The sequence below is a fragment of the Oryzomicrobium sp. genome (genome assembly GCF_036820405.1).
In the GTDB taxonomy this organism is placed as follows: domain Bacteria; phylum Pseudomonadota; class Gammaproteobacteria; order Burkholderiales; family Rhodocyclaceae; genus Oryzomicrobium.
On sequence record NZ_DAISLS010000009.1, the window covers coordinates 106,925 to 125,481 of the forward strand.

The window sequence follows — 18,557 nt, forward strand, 5'->3', positions numbered from 1 at the left end:
GGCCGGTCTGCGCCGGCGTGTGGGGGAGTTATACCGTGGCCGGCGGGCTACGGCAAGGGCAGGGGAGGAGGGGCCGGGCGGCTGGACCGTCGCAACGGTCGGCGCCGCCTGGGGCGCCCTAGACTTCCTGGGCCAGGCTGTTGGCCCAGCCCAGGGCTTCGGCCAGGCAGGCGTTGAGGACGCTCAGGGGCAGGCCGGCGGCGTGGGCCAGGGCCTCGGGTTCGGGCGGCGTTTCCCGGCCGGCGCTACGCTCCATGGCTTCGGCCAGGCCGAGCAGGCGGCCCAGGTCGCCCTTGCCTTCGAGCAGGGCCTGGCGCACGTCCGGGGCCAGGGGCAAGGGGGCGATCAGCTCGTCCATGGGCATGCCCAGGGCGGCCGGCAGCAGGGACAGGATGCCGGTCATGAAGGCCCGGTCGGCGGCGTCGCGCAGGCGCGGGGCGAGGCGCAGCTGGATCAGTTCGAGCAGGCGCCCCCGGGTGGCGGCGGTGAGCAGCAGGGGCGAGGGCGGGGCGTCGGGCCCGCCGTGCTGGCAGTAGAGCAGCAGTTGCAGCCAGCGCAGCAGCTTGTGCCGGCCCATCAGGGTGATGGCGTGGCGCACCGAACCGACCCGCACCGCCAGCCCGCTGGCCACCGAGTTCACCAGGCGCAGCAGGTTGAGGGTGAGGCCGGGTTCCTGCTTGAAGGTGGTTTCCAGGGCCGCGGTTTCGGCGTCTTCCATGAGCAGGCCGATCAGCTTGACCAGGGCCAGGGTGGAGCGCTCCAGCTTCTTGCCGGCGATCAGGGTGGGGCGGGCGAAGTAGTAGCCCTGAAACAGGGTGAAGCCCAGGTCCAGGCAATGCTCGAACTGCTCCACATCCTCGATTTTTTCCGCCAGCAGTTCCCGGCCCAGGGGCTTGAGGTGGCAGAACAGGACGAACAGTTCCCGGTTGTTGAGCTGCTGGTGGTCCACCTTGAGGATGTCCACCTCCTTGAGCAGGGGCAGCCGTTCCGGGTCCAGGCTGGCCACGTTGCCGGCGGCCAGGGTGAAGCCCTTGGCCTTGAGGGCGCGGCAGCGGGCGATCAGGTCGGCGTCGGGCAGGGCGTCGGCGGGCAGCTCCAGCACCACCTTTGGGCCGGGCAGGAACTCCAGGGGTTCCTGCATCAGGAAATCCGCCGCCACGTTGATGTAGGCCTTGTAGGGCCCCACCACGTCGCCCAGGCTCAGTTCGCCGAAGGCGTTGGCCAGCACCGTGGCGGTGGCCTGGCCGCCATCGTCGAAGGTGGCCTGGTTAGTCTCGCTGGTGCGGAACAGCAGCTCGTAGGCCTGGACCTGCTGGTTCCGGTCCAGGATCGGCTGGCGGGCGAGATAGAACGAGTGGGTGCTCATGGGCGGCGTGGGGTGGTCGGGCGGCGTTGCGCGAGTGTAACCCTCAAAAGGGCAGAACCAGGCCGGGCCATGCGGCGGCGAGGGCGGCGCGGAACTCGTCCTGGATGCGCGCCAGGGCGGCCGGAGTGTCGGCCTCGAAGCGCAGCACCACCACCGGGGTGGTATTGGAGGCCCGGGCCAGGCCGAAGCCGTCGGCGTATTCGACCCGCACCCCGTCGATGCCCACCACCTCGCGGGCGGCCGGAAAGACCGCGCCGGCCTGGAGCTTTTCCACCAGGACGAAGGGCTCGCCTTCGGCCATCTTGATGTTCAGTTCCGGGGTGGCGGTGCTGTTGGGCAGGGCCTTGAGCACGGCGTTGGCGTCCGGGCTGCGGGAGACGATCTCGAGCAGCCGGGCGCCGGCGTAGAGGCCGTCGTCGAAGCCGTACCAGCGCTCCTTGAAGAAGATGTGGCCGCTCATCTCGCCGGCCAGGGGGGCGCCGGTCTCCTTGAGCTTGGCCTTGACCAGGGCGTGGCCGGTCTTCCACATCAGGGGGCGGCCGCCCTTGGCGCGGATGTGGTCGGCGAGCAGGCGCGAGCACTTCACGTCGTAGATGATCTCGCCGCCCGGCACCCGGGCCAGCACGTCCTCGGCGAACAGCATCATCTGCCGGTCGGCGAAGATCACCTCGCCGTCCTTGGTTACCACGCCGAGGCGGTCGCCGTCGCCGTCGAAGGCCAGGCCGATCTCGGCGTCGGTGTCGCGCAGGGCGCGCTTCACGTCTTCCAGATTCTCCGGCTTGGATGGGTCCGGATGGTGGTTGGGGAAGGTGCCGTCCACCTCGCAGAAGAGCGGCACGATCTGGCAGCCCAGGCCGGTGAACAGCTCGGGGGCCACCGCGCCGGCCACACCGTTGCCGCAATCGACCACCACCTTCATCGGCCGGGCCAGCTTCACGTCGCCGAGGATGCGCGCCAGGTAGGCGGGCAGCACGTTCTCGGTGCGGAAGGGGCCGGGGGCGGCAGCGTTGGCGACGCGGCGGTCCACCAGGCGCTGGCGCAGGGCCTGGATGGCGTCGGTGGCCAGGGTCTCGCCAGCGATCACCATCTTCAGTCCGTTGTACTCGGGCGGGTTGTGGGAGCCGGTGATCGACACGCAGGAGCCGCAGCCCAGGTGCTGGGCGGCGAAATAGGTGACCGGGGTGGGAACGCAGCCCACGTCTACCACGCCGGCGCCCGTGCTGCGGATGCCGTCGGCCAGGGCGGCGGCGAATTCCGGGCCGGACAGGCGACCGTCGCGGCCGATGGCGATAGTCGCCCCGGGGCCGGATTTCTCCAGGGCCAGGGTGCCCATGCCCTGGCCGATGGCGCGGACGATGGCCGGGGTGAGGGTCGTGCCGACGATGCCGCGGATGTCGTAGGCCTTGAAGATTTCGGGGGGCAGGGCGGTGGTGGTCATCTCGGTCATGGCGATTGTCGTGATTCTTGCGGTCAGGATTGGTGTTCGTCGAAGAAGTGCAGCAGGCGCCGGGGCAGCCAGTCCAGGCGCCCCGGCGGGGACCCGGTGACGAAGCCGACGTGGCCGCCTTCGGCCGGTTGTTCCAAGCGCACGGCGGCGGACACCTGGTGGCGGCTGGGCAGGGCGGCGGCGGGCAGGAAGGGGTCGTTCGCCGGGTTGATGAGCAGGGTCGGCAGCCGGACCCGGTCGAGCAGGGGTTTGGCCGAGGCCCGGGTCCAGTAGTCGAGGGCGCCCTGGAAACCGTGCAGGGGGGCGGTCACCACCTCGTCGAAATCGTACAGGTTGCGCGCCTGGCGCACCTTGCCTGGGTCGAACAGGCCCGGGTGGTGCTTCAGCTTGGCCAGGGCGCTGGCTTTCAGGGTGCCGAGGAAGTGGCGGGTGTAAACGAGGTTGAAGCCCCGGCCCAGGTTGAAGCCGGCGGCGGCCAGGTCCAGGGGCGGGCAGATGCTGGCCGCGCAGCGGATCAGGCGGCCGGCGGCTTCTTCCTGTTCGCCGAGCCACTTGAGCAGGGCGTTGCCCCCCAGGGAGACTCCCGCCACGTGCAGGGGGCGGCCGGGAAAGCGCTGCGCCAGGCGGGCGAGAACCCAGCCGATCTCGGCGGAGTCGCCGGAATGGTAGGCCCGGGGCAGCCGGTTGGCCTCTCCCGAGCAGCCGCGGAAGTGGGGCACCACGAAGCCCCAGCCCCGGGCCTGGCAGGCCAGGGCGAGGGAGACGGCGTAATGGCTGCGGGAGCTGCCTTCCAGGCCGTGGAAGAGGATGACCAGCGGGGCCGTAGGCGCCGGTTCGGCGGCCTTCGCGGCGCCATCCGCGCTGCCGGCTGCGGCGTCGAGGAAGTCGGCGTCGATGAAATCCCCGTCCGGGGTGTCCCAGCGCTCGCGCCGGTAGGCCGGCGGCGCGGGCTTGATGAGCAGGGGCCAGAGGGTCTGGGCGTGGCCGCCGGGCAGCCAGCGCGGCGCCCGGTAGGGCGGGATGGCGGTGCGGTCGCCGTCGGTCAATGGAGCACCCGGGGAGCGTCCGTGGCGCCCGGAGCGTCGTCTGTGTCCGGGCCCAGGCCGGCGTGGTGGGCCACCAGGCGCCAACCGTCGGCGCCACGCACGAACACATTGGTGGCGAAGACCGGCTCCTGGGCGTTGGGATCGTCGGCCAGGGTGGGGACTTCGACCACGTTGTGCACCGCCATCAGGCCGCTCTGCCAACGGGCCCGCTGGGCAATGCGCAGGCGGAAGCGGGGGCCGTCGAAGATCGCCTGCCAGGCGCTGCGCACCGCCGCCAGCCCGACCAGGCGCGGCCCGCCGGGGTGGATGCAGACGATTTCCTCGTCCTCGCACCACACGGCCATCAGGGCCTCCAGGTCGCCCCGCTCGATGGCGTCGTAGAAGGCGGCCTCGGCGTCTTCCGGCGTGGGGAAGTGGGCGCGGGGGCGGTGGCGGGTCTGCTCGCTCATGGCGTGCCTCCGGTCATGGGGACGATGGAGATGGTGCGGGTGCCGGGGTGGGGATCGGTCAGCCCGGCGGGCAGGGCCTGCCACACCTGCTCGGGCAGGAGCTTGTTGAGGCAGTCCAGGTGGCCCAGGGGGCATTCGCGCTTGTAGCACGGACTGCATGACAGTTTGAGGGACACCACCGTGGCCCGGTCCGACAGCGGCGGGGTGAAGCCGGGGGAGGACGAACCGTACACCGCCACCAGGGGGCGGTCCAGGGCGGCGGCCACGTGCATCAGGCCCGAGTCGTTGCACACCACTGCGTCGGCCAGGGCCAGCAGGTCGATGGCCGCGTCCAGGGCGGTGGCGCCGCACAGATTGCGGCAGGCCTCGGTGGCCAGTCCGGCCAGGGCGACGATTTCCTCGCCGATGGCCTTGTCCTTGGGGGAGCCGAGAATCCACACCGCCACGCCGGCGTGGTGCAGCCGGCGGGCCAGTTCGGCGAAGTGCACCGCCGGCCAGCGCTTGGCCGGGCCGTACTCGGCGCCGGGGCAGAAGGCCACCAGCTTTTCCGGGCGCTTTACGCCCAGCTGGGCCAGGGTGCGGGCCTGGTCTTCCGGGGAGGAGGCCAGGCGCGGCCGGGGCAGGGGCTCGGCCGGCAGGTGGCCGGCGCGTTCGGCCAGCTGGGCGAAGCGGGCCACCATCAGGGGCGTCCTCTGCTTGTCTAGCCGGTGCCGGACGTTGACCAGGCCGTAGCGGGATTCGCCGGTGAAGCCGACCCGGTGCGGGATGCGGGCGAAGAACGGTACCAGGGCCGACTTGAGGGAGTTGGGCAGTATCCACACCGCGTCGTAGCCGGCGGCGCGCAATTCTCGCCCCTGGGCCAGGCGGCCCTTGAGGTTGAGGACGCCGTGGGCGAAGGGGTTGGGCAGTACGGCGTGGATTTCCGGCATGCGCGCCAGCACCGGGGCCACCCAGGAGGGCGCCATGGCGTCCAGCACCAGCCCGGGGTGGCGCTCATGCAGGCGCATGAACAGGGGCTGGGCCATGACCGCGTCGCCGACCCAGCTGGGGGCGACGATCAGGCCGCGGCGGGGCGCGAAGTGAGCGGACATCGGGGCGGGAGGCGGGAGATCGGGCGTGGATGGAACGACGGGAAGCGCAGAGAAAGGTCCCCGGGCTTCCCGTCGTTGTTCAGCGGCGCGGCGCAGGCGTCAGTGATGACCCTTGGGCAGCTCGCCGGTGAGGACGTAGTGGGCGCTGCAATAGGGGCAGGTCACTTCGCCGGTCTTGGTCACATCGAGAAACACCCGGGGATGCCGCGCCCACAGCGGAGCGCCGGGCTGGGGGCAGTGCAGCGGCAGGTCGCCGGCGGTGATTTCGATGGTGCGGCTTTCGGGGGCCTGGACGTCTTTCGCCTCGCTCATGGCGTGCCTCGTGAAATGAAAGGGTGAGGTGGGAAGGTGGCCGGGTCAGCTCAGCACACCGTCAGCCATTCGGCGTGCTTGACCGAGCGGCCCTGCACCACGTCGAAGAACTGGGCTTGCAGCTTGGCGGTGATCGGGCCGCGCTTGCCCTCGCCGATCTGACGGCCGTCGAGTTCGCGGATCGGGGTCACTTCGGCGGCGGTGCCGGTGAAGAAGGCCTCGTCGGCGCAATACACCTCGTCGCGGGTGATGCGCTTTTCGATCACCTGGAGGGCGTTTTCCTCGGCCAGTTGGATCACCGTGGCGCGGGTGATGCCTTCCAGGCAGGAGGTCAGGTCCGGGGTGTACAGCTTGCCGTTCTTGACGATGAAGATGTTCTCGCCGGAGCCTTCGGCCACGTAGCCGTCCACGTCGAGCAGCAGGGCCTCGTCGTAGCCGTCGTTGGCGGCTTCCTGGTGGGAGAGAATGGAGTTGGCGTAGGTGGACACCGACTTCGCCCGGCACATGTTGATGTTGACGTGGTGGCGGGTGAAGGACGAGGTCTTGACGCGGATGCCGCGCTCCATGCCGTCGGCGCCCAGGTAGGCGCCCCACGGCCAGGCGGCGATGGCGACGTGCACCGACAGGGTCTTGGCGGCGATGCCCATGGCTTCGGAACCGTAGAAGACGATCGGGCGGATGTAGCAGGAATCGAGCTTGTTGGCCCGCACCACCTCGCGCTGGGCGTCCATGATGGTCGCCTTGTCGTAGGGCATCTTCATCTGGAAGATGTGGGCGGAACCGAACAGGCGGTCGGTGTGTTCCTTGAGGCGGAAGATGGCCGCGCCCTTGTCGGTGGCGTAGGCGCGCACCCCTTCGAAACAGCCCATGCCGTAGTGCAGGGTGTGGGTCAGGACGTGGGTGGTGGCATCGCGCCAGGGCACCAGCTTGCCGTCGTACCAGATGAATCCGTCGCGATCCGCCATCGACATGGTGTGTTCTCCGTTACCGCTTGAAAAATACGAAAACGAAAATTGTAACGGAAAACCCCCGCCCCCGGCCATGCTGCGCTGCCGCGAACGGGGCGGCGAAGGGTAAAATCCCGGCTTTCGATCGAACAACGACGCGAGCAACGACGATGAACGCGAGGATCTGGAAGCCCAACGTGACGGTGGCCGCCGTGGTGGAGCGGGACGGCCGCTTCCTGCTGGTGGAAGAGGAAACCGACCAGGGGCTGCGCTTCAACCAGCCGGCCGGGCACCTGGACGAGGGTGAATCCCTGGTCAATGCCTGCATCCGCGAGGCCCTGGAGGAAACCGCCCACCACGTGCGCCCCACCGCCTTGGTGGGGGTGTACCAGTGGCCGCGGCCGGCCCGGGACATCACCTACCTGCGCTTCGCCTTCGCCTGCGAAGTCACCGGCGAGGAAATCGGCCGGGCCCTGGATACGGGCATCGTCGCCGCGCGCTGGCTGACCGTCGACGACGTGCGCGCCACCCGGGAACGGCACCGCAGCCCCCTGATCCTCCAGTGCATCGAGGATTACCTGGCTGGGCGGCGCTTCCCCCTGGACCTGATCCGGCACTACGACTGACCGGCCCATGCCCGCGCTGCGCCTGCCGCGTCCTCTGTCTGCGCTGCTTGCGCTGTTTGTGCGTTTCCGCCCGGGGCGAACCCCGAGCCGGGGGCGGCAAGGGGGGCGAAGCTCCGGCTGGGGCGTGGCGCTGCTCCTGTGCCTGGCGCCCCTCACCGGCTGGTGCGGCGAGACGGTGGACATCTGCTACAACTGGAGCTGCGCCAACGAGGCCCCGGTGTCGTTTACCGACCCGGTCCTGGCGGGAGTGGCCCTGCTGCTGCGGGATGCCACCAGCGCCGCCGACGAGCGGGAGCGCATCGCCCTGGCGGTGGGGCGCCTGTACGCCGAGGCGGCCCGGCAGAGCCCGATCGGCGCCGACCGGCCGGGCAACGGCGCCGACGCCGAGAGCGACGGGCGCATGGACTGCATCGACCATTCCACCTCCACCACCCGCCTGCTGCGGATGATGGAGGCCCGGGGCTGGCTGCGCTGGCATAAGGTGCTGGAACCGGCGCGGCGCGCGCCCTTCCTGGTCAACCAGCACTACGCCGCCCTGCTCGAAGAAACGGACGGCCCGCCGCCCGCGGCGTTGGCCCCGGCCCCGCCCCGGCGCGCCCCGGCGGTGCCCGATTACATTCCGGCGATGCTGGCCCTGTGCGACTGCCAGGCCGTGCTTGCCGACCTGCCGGCGCCACCGCCGCCCCCGGTGCAGCCCGAGCGCCATCCCGGAGGGCGTTACGTGGTGGATAGCTGGTTTGTTTTACCCGGGGCGGCGCCGCTGGTGCTGCCTCTTGCGAATTGGTTGAAGGGAGAAGGACCCGATGTCGACTGAAACTGTGGTGGTGGGCCTGTCCGGCGGCGTGGACTCGTCGGTGGCGGCCCTGCTGCTCAAGCGCCAGGGCTACAAGGTGGTGGGCCTGTTCATGAAGAACTGGGAGGACGACGACACCGAGGAATACTGCTCGTCCCGCCAGGACCTGATCGACGTGATGAGCGTGGCCGACGTGATCGGCATCGACGTCGAGGTGGTCAACTTCGCCGCCGAGTACAAGGACCGTGTATTCGCCGAATTCCTGCGCGAGTACCAGGCCGGCCGCACCCCCAACCCGGACGTGCTGTGCAACGCCGAAATCAAGTTCAAGGCCTTCCTCGACCATGCCATGACCCTGGGCGCCGACAAGATCGCCACCGGCCACTACGCCGGGGTGCGCGAGTTCCAGGGCAAGTTCCAGCTGCTCAAGGCCGAGGACGGCACCAAGGACCAAAGCTACTTCCTGCACCGCCTCAACCAGGCCCAACTGGCCAAGACCCTGTTCCCCCTGGCCGACCACTACAAGCGCGACGTGCGCAAGATCGCCGAGGAGGCGGGGCTGCACGTGGCCACCAAGAAGGACTCCACCGGCATCTGCTTCATCGGCGAGCGGCCCTTCAACGAATTCCTGAGCCGCTACCTGCCGCGCCAGCCGGGGGAAATCCGGGTGCTGGACGACGACCGGGTGATCGGCGAGCACGAGGGCCTGATGTACCACACCCTGGGCCAGCGCAAGGGCCTCAAGATCGGCGGCCAGAAGGGCGGCGGTGGCGATCACGACGCCTGGTTCGTGGCCAAAAAGGACATGGCGCGCAACATCCTCTACGTGGTCCAGGGCCACGACCACCCGGCCCTGGTAACCGACACCCTGGTGGCCGGCGACCTGTCCTGGGTGGCCGGCGAGGCGCCCAAGACCCACTGGGTGTACACCGCCAAGCCGCGCTACCGCACCCCGGATGCGCCCTGCGAGATCGACAGCTTCGATGCGGCAGCCGGCACCGCCACCCTCAAGTTCGCCGAACCCCAGTGGGCGGTGACCCCGGGCCAGTCGGTGGTGGTGTACGAAAGCCGGGTCTGCCTGGGCGGCGGCATCATCCAGTAAGCGCTTTGCCACGGGGGGCCGCCCCCTCGATTCCCCAGTTGCGGCCGAACGCCGCCCGGATTTTCCGGGCGGCGTTTTGCTTGATGCGGCAGCAGAGGGGGCTTGCCTGCCGGCCGACCTGTTTGGTTCGGACGAGTATCCGCGCTAGGGCCGTGGCATCGCACCGAAGGGCGGCAATGGCGGGAACGTCGGGGCCGGTTTTGCCTTAGGAGCGGCCGAGGTGCGGCAATGCCATCGTCAACGGCGATGGCACTTTTTGGCGCACCGCCAAACCCCGCGCCAGTCGCGGAGTTCCAGAGGGGGCGAAAAACAGCCATCGCGGTTGACGATGGCTGAGGCGGGCATGATGTGCCGAGCGGTCCATGGGATAGGGCGTGGGGAGGGGGCTGGCTCTGCCTGTCGCGGTCATCGCTGGACTTGTCCTCGCGCCTGGGAAATCCGCCGCAATTTGCCGCAGTTCACCGTGATCGGCTGGCATCGGCCGGGGCGCCTTGCCTTGCTCCGGCTAGGTTCATCAGCGGGCGTGAATATGCGATTCCTATGAAATAATCGCCACCCACGACAACGACAAAGGAGACGCCATGACCTTCGCCAAACCTTTCCTCCGTGGCTGTGCCCTGCTTGCCGGCCTGGCCTACGCCGCCCTGGGCCTGGCCCAGCAGGCCGCGCCGGAGCGCCTGCGCCTGGTGGGCCAGGAAACCGAATTCGTGGTCCAGACGGCCCAGGGCAAGATCGCCATCACCCGGGTGCTGACCCCCAGCGCCAAGGTCAAGGGCTGGCTGCAACCCCTGGTGCCGGTGCCCGGGGTGGTGCCGATCGGCGAGGTGGAACTGCTTGGCTTCTACAATGACCCGGAGGCGGTGCTGGTGGATATGCGCGAGCCGGAGTGGTACGTGAAGGCCACCATCCCCGGGGCAGTGAACATCCCCTACACCGAGGTGGCCACCCGCCTCGGCGAACTGGGGTGCGCCAAGGCCGGCAAGGGCTGGGACTGCGCCAAGGCCCGTAAGGTGGTGGCTTTCTGCAACGGGCCAATGTGCCCCCAGAGCCCGACGGCCATCGCCGCCATGGTGCGGGAGGGCTTTCCCGCCGGGCGCATCCACTACTACCGGGGCGGCATGCTCGATTGGGAGGCCCTGGGGCTGACCACGGTGGAAGGGGAGCTGTAAGCCGCACCCCCAGCTCCGGCCGGCAGCTTTCCGGCTATTTTCGGCATTGAATGAAAACGCCCCGCAGCGCTGCCGCTGCGGGGCGTTTTGCGTTGGGGCCTGCGGGCTTACATATGGGCTTACATGCGGGCAATCATGGCCTCGCCGAACTCGGAGCAGGAAACCTCCTTGGCGCCGTCCATGAGACGGGCAAAGTCGTAGGTCACCACCTTGTCGCCGATGGCCGCTTCCATGGACTTGATGATCAGGTCCGCCGCTTCCTTCCAGCCCAGGTGGCGCAGCATCATCTCGGCGGACAGGATCAGGGAGCCCGGGTTCACCTTGTCCAGGCCGGCGTACTTGGGGGCCGTGCCGTGGGTGGCCTCGAAGCAGGCGTACTGGTCGGAGATGTTGGCCCCCGGGGCGATGCCGATGCCGCCCACCTGGGCCGCCAGGGCGTCGGAGATGTAGTCGCCGTTGAGGTTGGTGGTGGCGATCACGTCGTATTCGGCCGGGCGCAGCAGGATCTGTTGCAGGAAGGCGTCGGCGATGGCGTCCTTGACGACGATGCCGTTGGGGAGTTTGAGCCACGGCCCGCCGTCGATCTCCACGCCGCCGAACTCGCGCTTGGCCAGGGCGTAGGCCGTGTCGCGGAAGTTGCCCTCCGTGAACTTCATGATGTTGCCCTTGTGCACGATGGTCACCGACTTGCGGCCGTTGTCGATGGCGTACTTGATGGCGGCGCGCACCAGGCGTTCGGTGCCTTCCACGGAGATGGGCTTGATGCCGATGCCGGAGGTTTCGGGGAAGCGGATCTTCTTCACCCCCATCTCCTCCTGGAGGAACTTGATCACCTTCCTCACCTGCTCGCTGCCGTTGGCCCACTCGATGCCGGCGTAGATGTCCTCGGTGTTCTCGCGGAAGATCACCATGTCGGTCAGTTCCGGCTGTTTCAGGGGCGAGGGCACGCCCTTGAAGTAGCGCACCGGGCGCACGCACTGGTACAGGTCCAGCTCCTGGCGCAGGGCCACGTTGAGGGAGCGGATGCCGCCGCCCACGGGCGTGGTCATGGGGCCCTTGATGGAGACCGAGTATTCCTTGAGGGCGTCGAAGGTCTCCTTGGGCAGCCACTGGTCGGAACCGTATAGCCGGGTGGATTTTTCGCCCGCATAGACCTCCATCCAGTGGATTTTCTTCCTGCCGCCGTAGGCCTTGGCCACCGCCGCGTCCACCACCCTGATCATCACCGGGGTGATGTCCACGCCGATGCCGTCGCCTTCGATGAAGGGAATGATCGGCTGGTCGGGGATCGGCTGGCCCGCAACGATCTTCTGGCCGCCTTGGGGAACCTTGATGTGAGAGCTCATTTCCATCTCCTCGCGAGTAGAGGCTTTGTAATGGAATGCCAGGACATTGCGCTGAGATCCTGGCGGATGCGGCTCCACACTCCGGGCGATGATTCGACGTTCCGACGTTTCGACGTTTTGACGCTCCGCCTTCTGCGTCTGCCCCGATTGCGAACCCGCATGCGCTTGCCGGCGGGGGCGTGCCCAGCGCCGGCTGCGAGGCATTATGGATGAAAAATCCGGGGCTTGGCGGCACCGCCATGCTGCGCCGCGGCGGGCGGCGGGCAAAGAAAAAGGCCCTGGCGGGCGGAGCCTGCCAGGGCCGGATGCTGCGCTGCGTGGTACTTAGATGGCGCTTAGGCCAGGGCGGCTTGCAGCGCGGCGTTGAAGGTGGCGCTGGGGCGCATCACCGCGTCGCGCTTGGCCGGGTCGGCCAGGTAGTAGCCGCCGATGTCCACCGGCTTGCCCTGGACGGCCTTGAACTCGCCGACGATCTTTTCCTCGTTCTCGGCCAGGGTCTTGGCCAGGGGGGCGAACTTGGCGGCCAGCTCCTTGTCCTCGGACTGGGCGGCCAGGGCCTGGGCCCAGTACAGGGACAGGTAGAACTGGCTGCCCCGGTTGTCCAGCTCGCCGGTGCGGCGGGACGGGGACTTGTTCTCGTCCAGCAGCTTGCCGGTGGCTTCGTCCAGGGTCTTGGCCAGCAGCTTGGCGCGGGTGTTGCCGGTCTTGATGCCCAGGTCTTCCAGGGACACGGCCAGGGCCAGGAACTCGCCCAGGGAATCCCAGCGCAGGTGGTTTTCTTCCACCAGCTGCTGCACGTGCTTGGGGGCGGAGCCGCCGGCACCGGTTTCGTACATGCCGCCGCCGGCCATCAGGGGAACGATGGACAGCATCTTGGCCGAGGTGCCCAGTTCCATGATGGGGAACAGGTCGGTCAGGTAGTCGCGCAGGATGTTGCCGGTGACGGAGATGGTGTCCAGACCGCGGGCGACACGTTCCAGGGTGAAACGCATGGCGCGCACCTGGGACATGATGTGGATTTCCAGGCCGCTGGTGTCGTGATCCTTCAGGTAGGTTTCCACCTTCTTGATCAGCTCGGCTTCGTGGGGGCGGTAGGGGTCCAGCCAGAAGACGGCGGGCATGCCGGAGTTGCGGGCGCGGGTGACGGCCAGCTTGACCCAGTCGCGGATGGGGGCGTCCTTCACCTGGCACATGCGCCAGATGTCGCCCTGTTCCACGTTCTGGGTCAGCAGCACTTCGCCGGTAGCCAGATCGACAATGTTGGCGACGCCGTCTTCGGCGATCTCGAAGGTCTTGTCGTGGGAGCCGTATTCCTCGGCCTTCTGGGCCATCAGGCCGACGTTGGGCACGGTGCCCATGGTGCGCGGGTCGAAGTTGCCGTGCCACTTACAGAAGTTGATCATCTCTTGGTAGATGCGCGCGAAGGTGGATTCGGGCATCACGGCCTTGGCGTCGTAGGGCTTGCCGTCGGCGCCCCACATCTTGCCGCCGCCGCGGATCATGGCCGGCATGGAGGCGTCGACGATGATGTCGTTGGGGGAGTGGAAGTTGGTGATGCCCTTGGCGGAATCCACCATGGCCAGGCGGGGACGGTGCTCCTGGCAGGCGTGCAGGTCGCGGATGATCTCGTCGCGCTTGGATTCGGGCAGGGTGTCGATCTTCTCGTACAGGTTGGCCATGCCGTTGTTGACGTTGATGCCCAGTTCGTCGAACAGCTTGCCGTGCTTCTCGAAGGCTTCCTTGTAGTAGATCTTGACGCAGTGGCCGAAGACGATGGGGTGCGAGACCTTCATCATGGTGGCCTTGACGTGCAGCGAGAAGAGGATACCGGCCTGGCGGCAGTCTTCCAGTTCCTTCTCGTAGAACTCGCACAGGGCCTTCTTGCTCATGAACATCGAGTCGATGATCTCGCCGGCCTGGAGGGCGACCTTCGGCTTGAGCACGATGGTCTTGCCGCTCTTGGTGGTGAGCTCCATCTTCACGTCCCGGGCCTTGTCCAGGGTCAGGGACTTTTCACCGTGGTAGAAGTCGCCGTGTTCCATGTGGGACACGTGGGTCTGGGACCACTGCTTCCATTCGCCCATGGAGTGGGGGTGCTTCTTGGCGTAGTTCTTGACCGCGGCGGGAGCACGGCGGTCGGAGTTGCCCTCGCGCAGCACCGGGTTCACCGCCGAGCCCAGGCACTTGCCGTAGCGGGCCTTGAGGGTCTTCTCTTCCTCGTTGGTGGGGTTTTCCGGGTAGTCGGGGAGGGCGTACCCCTTGCCCTGCAATTCCTTGATGCAGGCCATCAGCTGGCCTACGGAGGCGCTGATGTTGGGCAGCTTGATGATGTTGGCGTCGGGCTGGAGGGTCAGCTTGCCCAACTCGGCCAGATTGTCGGGGACGCGCTGCTCTTCGGTCAGGTAATCGGAAAACTCGGCCAGGACGCGGGCGGCCACGGAGATGTCGCTTTCGGCGACGTCGATGCCGGCCGGCGCGGTGAAGGTCCGGATGACCGGCAAGAACGCACAGGTCGCCAGCAGGGGAGCTTCGTCCGTGAGCGTGTAGATGATTTTCGATTTCCCAGCAGTCATGCTAATTCCTCGAACAGGTTTGGTCGGTGCGACAGAAGTCTTATGAATTATATCTCACCCACCGAAACAATATCCCGCCGTATGCAACGCAGCCCTTGAGACGCCCCGGCCGGACAGGCGCGCCGAAGGGCGGGCCGGGCCGGTGCTAAGATTTCCGCTGCCTCCGGTTTGCTCCCCTTTTTTTTCCTTCCGCTCTTCCTCACCGCCATGGATGTGTCTCCTGTCCCGAACCCCCTCGCCGGCGCCACGGCGGCGATCGCTCCGTGCATCGCCCAGGCCCTGATCGACGGTTTCGACAAGCACTACCGGCTGTTCCGCCAGACCAGCCGGGAGGCCAAGGCGCGTTTCGAGGGGGCCGACTGGCCGGCGGTGCACGCGGCAGTGAAGGAGCGCATCCGCTTCTACGACGACCGGGTGGAAGAGTGCGTCGAGCGCCTGCGCCACGAGTTCAAGGCCGAGACCCTGGACGATGCCACCTGGCAGCAGGTCAAGCTGCTCTACATCGGCCTCCTGCTCAACCACAAGCAGCCGGAGCTGGCCGAGACCTTCTTCAACTCGGTGTGCTGCAAGATCCTGCACCGCACCTACTTCCACAACGACTTCATCTTCGCCCGGCCGGCCATCTCCACCGAGTTCATCGAGTCCGATCCGCCCAACTACCGCAGCTACTACCCGCACCTGACCGGGCTGCACGGCGCCATCCGCCAGGTGGTCCGGGATTTCGGCTGGCGGCGCGAGTGGCAGGACCTGGACCGGGACGTGGATTACGTCTGCCGGGCCGTCCTCGATTACCTGGGGGGCGCCTGGCCGAACCGGGAGGCCAATTTCCAGATCCAGGTGCTGGCCTCGGCCTTCTACCGCAACAAGGGCGCCTACATCATCGGCAAGGCCATCAACGGCCACCAGGAATACCCTTTCGCCATTCCCGTGCTGCACAGCGCCGAAGGCCAGCTCTACCTGGACACGGTGCTGCTCGACGCCTGGCGCATCTCGATCCTCTTTTCCCTGTCCCGGGCCTACTTCATGGTGGATATGGAAGTGCCCTCGGGCTACGTCCAGTTCCTGCGCTCGATCATGCCCAACAAGCCCCGCTCCGAGCTGTACACCATGCTCGGCCTGGGCAAGCAGGGCAAGACCATGTTCTTCCGCGACCTGATCCACCACATGCGCCACTCCCAGGACCGCTTCATCGTCGCCCCGGGCATCCGCGGCCTGGTGATGCTGGTGTTCACCCTGCCGTCCTACCCCTACGTGTTCAAGGTGATCAAGGACGTGTTCGGCGCCACCAAGGAGGTGGACCACGCCACGGTCAAGTACAAGTACCAACTGGTCAAGCAGGTGGACCGGGTGGGGCGCATGGCCGATACCCTGGAGTTCTCCCACGCCGCCCTGCCGCGGCAGCGCTTCTCGGACGAGCTGATCGACGAGCTGCGGCGCCTGGCCCCCTCCCAGATCGAGGCGGACGACGGCGAGCAGCTGGTGATCAAGCACCTCTACATCGAGCGGCGCATGATCCCCCTCAACATGCACCTGGACCGGGCCACCCCGGAGCAGGTGGACCACGCCGTGCGCGAGTACGGCAACGCCATCCGCGAACTGGCCGCCGCCAACATCTTCCCCGGCGACATGCTGTGGAAGAACTTCGGCCTGACCCGCTACGGCCGCGTCGTGTTCTACGACTACGACGAGATCGAGCACATGACCGACGTGAACTTCCGCGCCATTCCCGAGGCCCCCTATCCGGAAATGGAAATGTCCGGCGAAGTCTGGTATTCCGTGGCGCGCAACGACGTCTTCCCCGAGGAATTCGCCACCTTCCTGCTCGGCTCCTCGCCCATCGTCCGCGCCGCCTTCCTCAAGTACCACCGGGACCTGCTCGCCCCGGCCTTCTGGCAGGCCACCCAGCAGAAGATCCGGGAGGGGCGCATCGAAGATTTCTTCCCCTATCCCGAGGAACTGCGCTTTTCGCAGCGCTTTTCCGGCACTCCCGCTACCGCCTGACGTCCGCTCCCGGGGTTTCTCCAGGATTCCCCGCCGCCGTCAGTTTCATCCGACCATCCAGATTCCACCCGATGTCCCGCCTGCTGCTGCTCAACAAGCCCTACGGGGTCCTCTCCCAATTCACCCCGGAAGGGCGCTGGCGCTCCCTGGCCGAATTCATTTCCGTGCCCGGCGTCTATCCCGCCGGCCGGCTCGACGCCGACAGCGAGGGGCTGCTGTTGCTCACCGATGATGGGGCGCTGCAAGCGCGCATCGCCGATCCCCGCTTCAAGCTGGCCAAGACCTACTGGGCCCAGGTCGAGGGCGTGCCGGATGCCGCCGCCCTGGACGCCCTGCGCCACGGCGTGGACCTCAAGGACGGCCGCACCCGGCCGGCCCAGGCCCGGCTGATCGACGAGCCCGCCGGGCTGTGGCCGCGTACCCCGCCGATCCGCTACCGGGCGGCGATCCCCACGGCCTGGATCGAGCTGACCATCAAGGAGGGCAAGAACCGCCAGGTGCGGCGCATGACGGCGGCGGTGGGCCATCCCACCCTGCGCCTGGTGCGGGCCGCCGTCGGCCCCTTCTCGGTGGACGGGCTGGCCCCGGGGGAGTGGGCGCTGCGCGAGGGCGACGGGTCGGCCCTGCTGGCGGGCCGTTAGCGGAAGCGGCGCTGGGCCAGCACGGCGACCAGCACCAGGGCGGCCAGGACCGCCAGCAGCCGGTAAAACTCGTCGCAGGCCAGCAGCAGGGTCTGCTGGCCGATCAGGCGGGCCACTTCCGCCAGGGCGGCGGCGTGGGCCTCGCCTGGGGAAAAGCCCCGGGCAGCAAAGCCGGCCTCCAGGGCGGCGATCCAGCCGGCCGACACGGTGTGCTCCATGCCCCCGGCGAGTTGGGTGTGGGCGGAAAATTGCAGGTCGGTGAGGGCAATGGCCGCCAGGGAGGTGCCGAACGAGCCGGCCAACTGGCGCATCAGGTTCTTGCCCTGGTAGCCCGGGGCGAAGCGTTCCTCCCCCAGTTCGCGGAAGGTCAGGCCGGCCACCGGCAGCACGAACAAGGCGCCGAACACGCCCTTGGCCGCCAGGGCGGGCAGCAGGGCGGCGACGTTGACGTCCGGCGGCTGGGACGCCAGCAGCCAGGCCGACAGGGCCAGGGCGGCGGCGCCGGCGGCCATCAGGGGCCGCTTGGCGGGGAGTTTGGAGCCGAACCGGACGTAGGCGAAGGCCGCGGCCCAGGTCACCGCGGCGGCGAAGCTGTTGAGCAGGCCCACGGTGGAGAGGGGCATGCCCAGCCCCCGTTCCGCCAGAATAGGGAAGACGTAGCTGCTGGCGTTGGACATGCAGTAGTGCATGAAGTAGAAGCCCAGACCGAGCAGGTAGGCCGGGTGGCGCAGCTCGCGCAGCCGCAGCAGGGGCTCGTCGTGGCCCCACTGGTGGGCGGCGAACCAGCCCAGGAGCAGCAGCCCGGCCAGGGCCAGGGCGATCAGGTGCAGGGGGTTGAGGAAGACGTCGTAGCGGGCTTCCGACAGACCGAGCTGGACCAGGGTGATGGCTGCGGCGAACAGCAGCAGGGGGCCGGCGGCCCAGCGCACCGGCTCGCCGCTGCGCCCCACGGCGTCGGGCAGCAGCATCCAGGCGCCCGCCGCCGCCAGGGCCATCAGGGGCACGGGGGCGGCGAACACCCAGCGCCAGCCCCAGCTTTCCACCAGCCAGCCCGATAGGGCCGGCCCCAGGGCGCTCAGGCCGAACAGCACGACGATGAAGTGGCGCAGCGCCCGGGGGCGCTCGGCAGGGGCAAAGAGCAGCATCACCAGGATGCGGCTGCTGGTGAACAGGGCGCCGCCGCCGAAGCCTTCCACCAGCCGTGCCAGGGTCAGGGCCTGGAGGCCCTCGGCCAGGGCGCTGGCCACGGCCCCGGCAACGAACAGGGCGAAGGCGGCGGCCAGGTAGCGGCGGTAGCCGAAGTGGCGGGCAAGCCACTGCTGCATGGCGATCATCATCATGCTGCCGATGGCGTAGGCGGCCAGCACCTGGGCGAATTCCCGGGGGGCGGCGTCCACCCCGCCGGCGATGTGGCTGGCGGCAAAGACGAACATGCCGCTTTCGAGGAATTCCACGCCGGCGATGGCCGGCAGGAGCAGCATCAGCAGGCGCTTCTTGCGCTCGTGCCAGCCGGCCAGATGGTGGCCGGGGGCGGGGTCGGCAGGGGCCGGATCGATCACGGCGCGGCCCCCGCGGCGGGGGGCGCTGGAAGTCGGCTGCGAACACCCGGCCCGGACGGCCGAAGCGGCGGGCGCCGGCCATCCCTGGG

General features: G+C 68.4%; 16 protein-coding genes. 6 read left to right on the top strand and 10 right to left on the bottom strand.

Annotated features, from left to right (window positions below; translation table 11 throughout):
• Window positions 1-118: 118 nt before the first annotated feature.
• The 7 genes from V7Z98_RS10135 to V7Z98_RS10165 all read right to left on the bottom strand — a co-directional run bounded on the left by V7Z98_RS10135 (window position 119) and on the right by V7Z98_RS10165 (window position 6,682).
• Entirely contained in the window at window positions 119-1,366 is a 1,248-nt protein-coding gene (locus V7Z98_RS10135; RefSeq protein ID WP_334157864.1) for an EAL and HDOD domain-containing protein, read from the bottom strand.
• 43 nt (window positions 1,367-1,409) lie between these two features.
• Window positions 1,410-2,813: a phosphomannomutase/phosphoglucomutase gene (locus V7Z98_RS10140; protein WP_442951830.1), complete on the bottom strand. Its 1,404-nt coding sequence runs from the start codon at window positions 2,811-2,813 to the stop codon at window positions 1,410-1,412.
• Window positions 2,814-2,836: 23 nt separating this feature from the next.
• The gene (locus V7Z98_RS10145) at window positions 2,837-3,859 is read right to left on the bottom strand and encodes a YheT family hydrolase (RefSeq protein WP_334157865.1); all 1,023 of its coding nucleotides are present in this window, start codon (window positions 3,857-3,859) and stop codon (window positions 2,837-2,839) included.
• Window positions 3,856-4,308, bottom strand: coding sequence for a YybH family protein (locus tag V7Z98_RS10150; RefSeq protein WP_334157866.1), 453 nt, complete (start codon window positions 4,306-4,308; stop codon window positions 3,856-3,858). Before V7Z98_RS10150 ends, V7Z98_RS10145 begins: the two co-directional genes overlap by 4 nt.
• Complete coding sequence (gene waaF / locus V7Z98_RS10155; protein ID WP_334157867.1) at window positions 4,305-5,399, bottom strand: lipopolysaccharide heptosyltransferase II; 1,095 nt, start codon at window positions 5,397-5,399, stop codon at window positions 4,305-4,307. Before waaF ends, V7Z98_RS10150 begins: the two co-directional genes overlap by 4 nt.
• 99 nt (window positions 5,400-5,498) lie before the next feature.
• Window positions 5,499-5,711 carry a zinc-finger domain-containing protein gene (locus V7Z98_RS10160; protein WP_293265513.1) on the bottom strand — a complete coding sequence of 71 codons (213 nt, stop codon included), beginning with the start codon at window positions 5,709-5,711 and terminating at the stop codon, window positions 5,499-5,501.
• A 50-nt stretch (window positions 5,712-5,761) separates the two neighbouring features.
• Window positions 5,762-6,682: a branched-chain amino acid transaminase gene (locus V7Z98_RS10165; RefSeq protein ID WP_293265515.1), complete on the bottom strand. Its 921-nt coding sequence runs from the start codon at window positions 6,680-6,682 to the stop codon at window positions 5,762-5,764.
• A gap of 146 nt (window positions 6,683-6,828) precedes the next feature.
• Here V7Z98_RS10165 and V7Z98_RS10170 point away from each other — a divergent pair, with 146 nt between their 5' ends.
• The 4 genes from V7Z98_RS10170 to V7Z98_RS10185 all read left to right on the top strand — a co-directional run bounded on the left by V7Z98_RS10170 (window position 6,829) and on the right by V7Z98_RS10185 (window position 10,348).
• Complete coding sequence (locus V7Z98_RS10170) at window positions 6,829-7,284, top strand: NUDIX hydrolase (protein WP_334157868.1); 456 nt, start codon at window positions 6,829-6,831, stop codon at window positions 7,282-7,284.
• A 124-nt stretch (window positions 7,285-7,408) separates the two neighbouring features.
• Window positions 7,409-8,098, top strand: coding sequence for a hypothetical protein (locus V7Z98_RS10175; protein WP_293265519.1), 690 nt, complete (start codon window positions 7,409-7,411; stop codon window positions 8,096-8,098).
• Window positions 8,088-9,179 (top strand): tRNA 2-thiouridine(34) synthase MnmA, encoded by a 1,092-nt coding sequence (gene mnmA / locus V7Z98_RS10180; RefSeq protein WP_334157869.1) that lies wholly within the window; start codon window positions 8,088-8,090, stop codon window positions 9,177-9,179. Before V7Z98_RS10175 ends, mnmA begins: the two co-directional genes overlap by 11 nt.
• Before the next feature lie 581 nt (window positions 9,180-9,760).
• The gene (locus tag V7Z98_RS10185; protein ID WP_293265523.1) at window positions 9,761-10,348 is read left to right on the top strand and encodes a rhodanese-like domain-containing protein; all 588 of its coding nucleotides are present in this window, start codon (window positions 9,761-9,763) and stop codon (window positions 10,346-10,348) included.
• A 119-nt stretch (window positions 10,349-10,467) separates the two neighbouring features.
• Here the strand turns inward: V7Z98_RS10185 and icd are convergent, their stop codons facing one another.
• A complete protein-coding gene (gene icd / locus V7Z98_RS10190) occupies window positions 10,468-11,694 on the bottom strand; it encodes an NADP-dependent isocitrate dehydrogenase (protein ID WP_293265525.1) in 1,227 nt (408 codons plus the stop codon).
• A gap of 335 nt (window positions 11,695-12,029) precedes the next feature.
• Window positions 12,030-14,267, bottom strand: a complete 2,238-nt coding sequence (locus tag V7Z98_RS10195) for an NADP-dependent isocitrate dehydrogenase (protein WP_334157870.1) — start codon at window positions 14,265-14,267, stop codon at window positions 12,030-12,032.
• A gap of 207 nt (window positions 14,268-14,474) precedes the next feature.
• Between V7Z98_RS10195 and aceK the strand changes: the two genes are divergently transcribed.
• Both aceK and V7Z98_RS10205 read left to right on the top strand, forming a co-directional pair.
• Complete coding sequence (aceK, locus tag V7Z98_RS10200; RefSeq protein WP_334157871.1) at window positions 14,475-16,268, top strand: bifunctional isocitrate dehydrogenase kinase/phosphatase; 1,794 nt, start codon at window positions 14,475-14,477, stop codon at window positions 16,266-16,268.
• A gap of 71 nt (window positions 16,269-16,339) precedes the next feature.
• Complete coding sequence (locus tag V7Z98_RS10205; protein ID WP_334157872.1) at window positions 16,340-16,909, top strand: pseudouridine synthase; 570 nt, start codon at window positions 16,340-16,342, stop codon at window positions 16,907-16,909.
• On the opposite strand, the gene V7Z98_RS10210 is transcribed toward V7Z98_RS10205, so the two are convergent.
• On the bottom strand, window positions 16,906-18,468 hold the full coding sequence (locus V7Z98_RS10210) for an MFS transporter (protein WP_334157873.1): 1,563 nt from the start codon (window positions 18,466-18,468) through the stop codon (window positions 16,906-16,908). The two genes, V7Z98_RS10205 and V7Z98_RS10210, sit on opposite strands and share 4 nt — an antisense overlap.
• Window positions 18,469-18,557 lie beyond the last annotated feature (89 nt).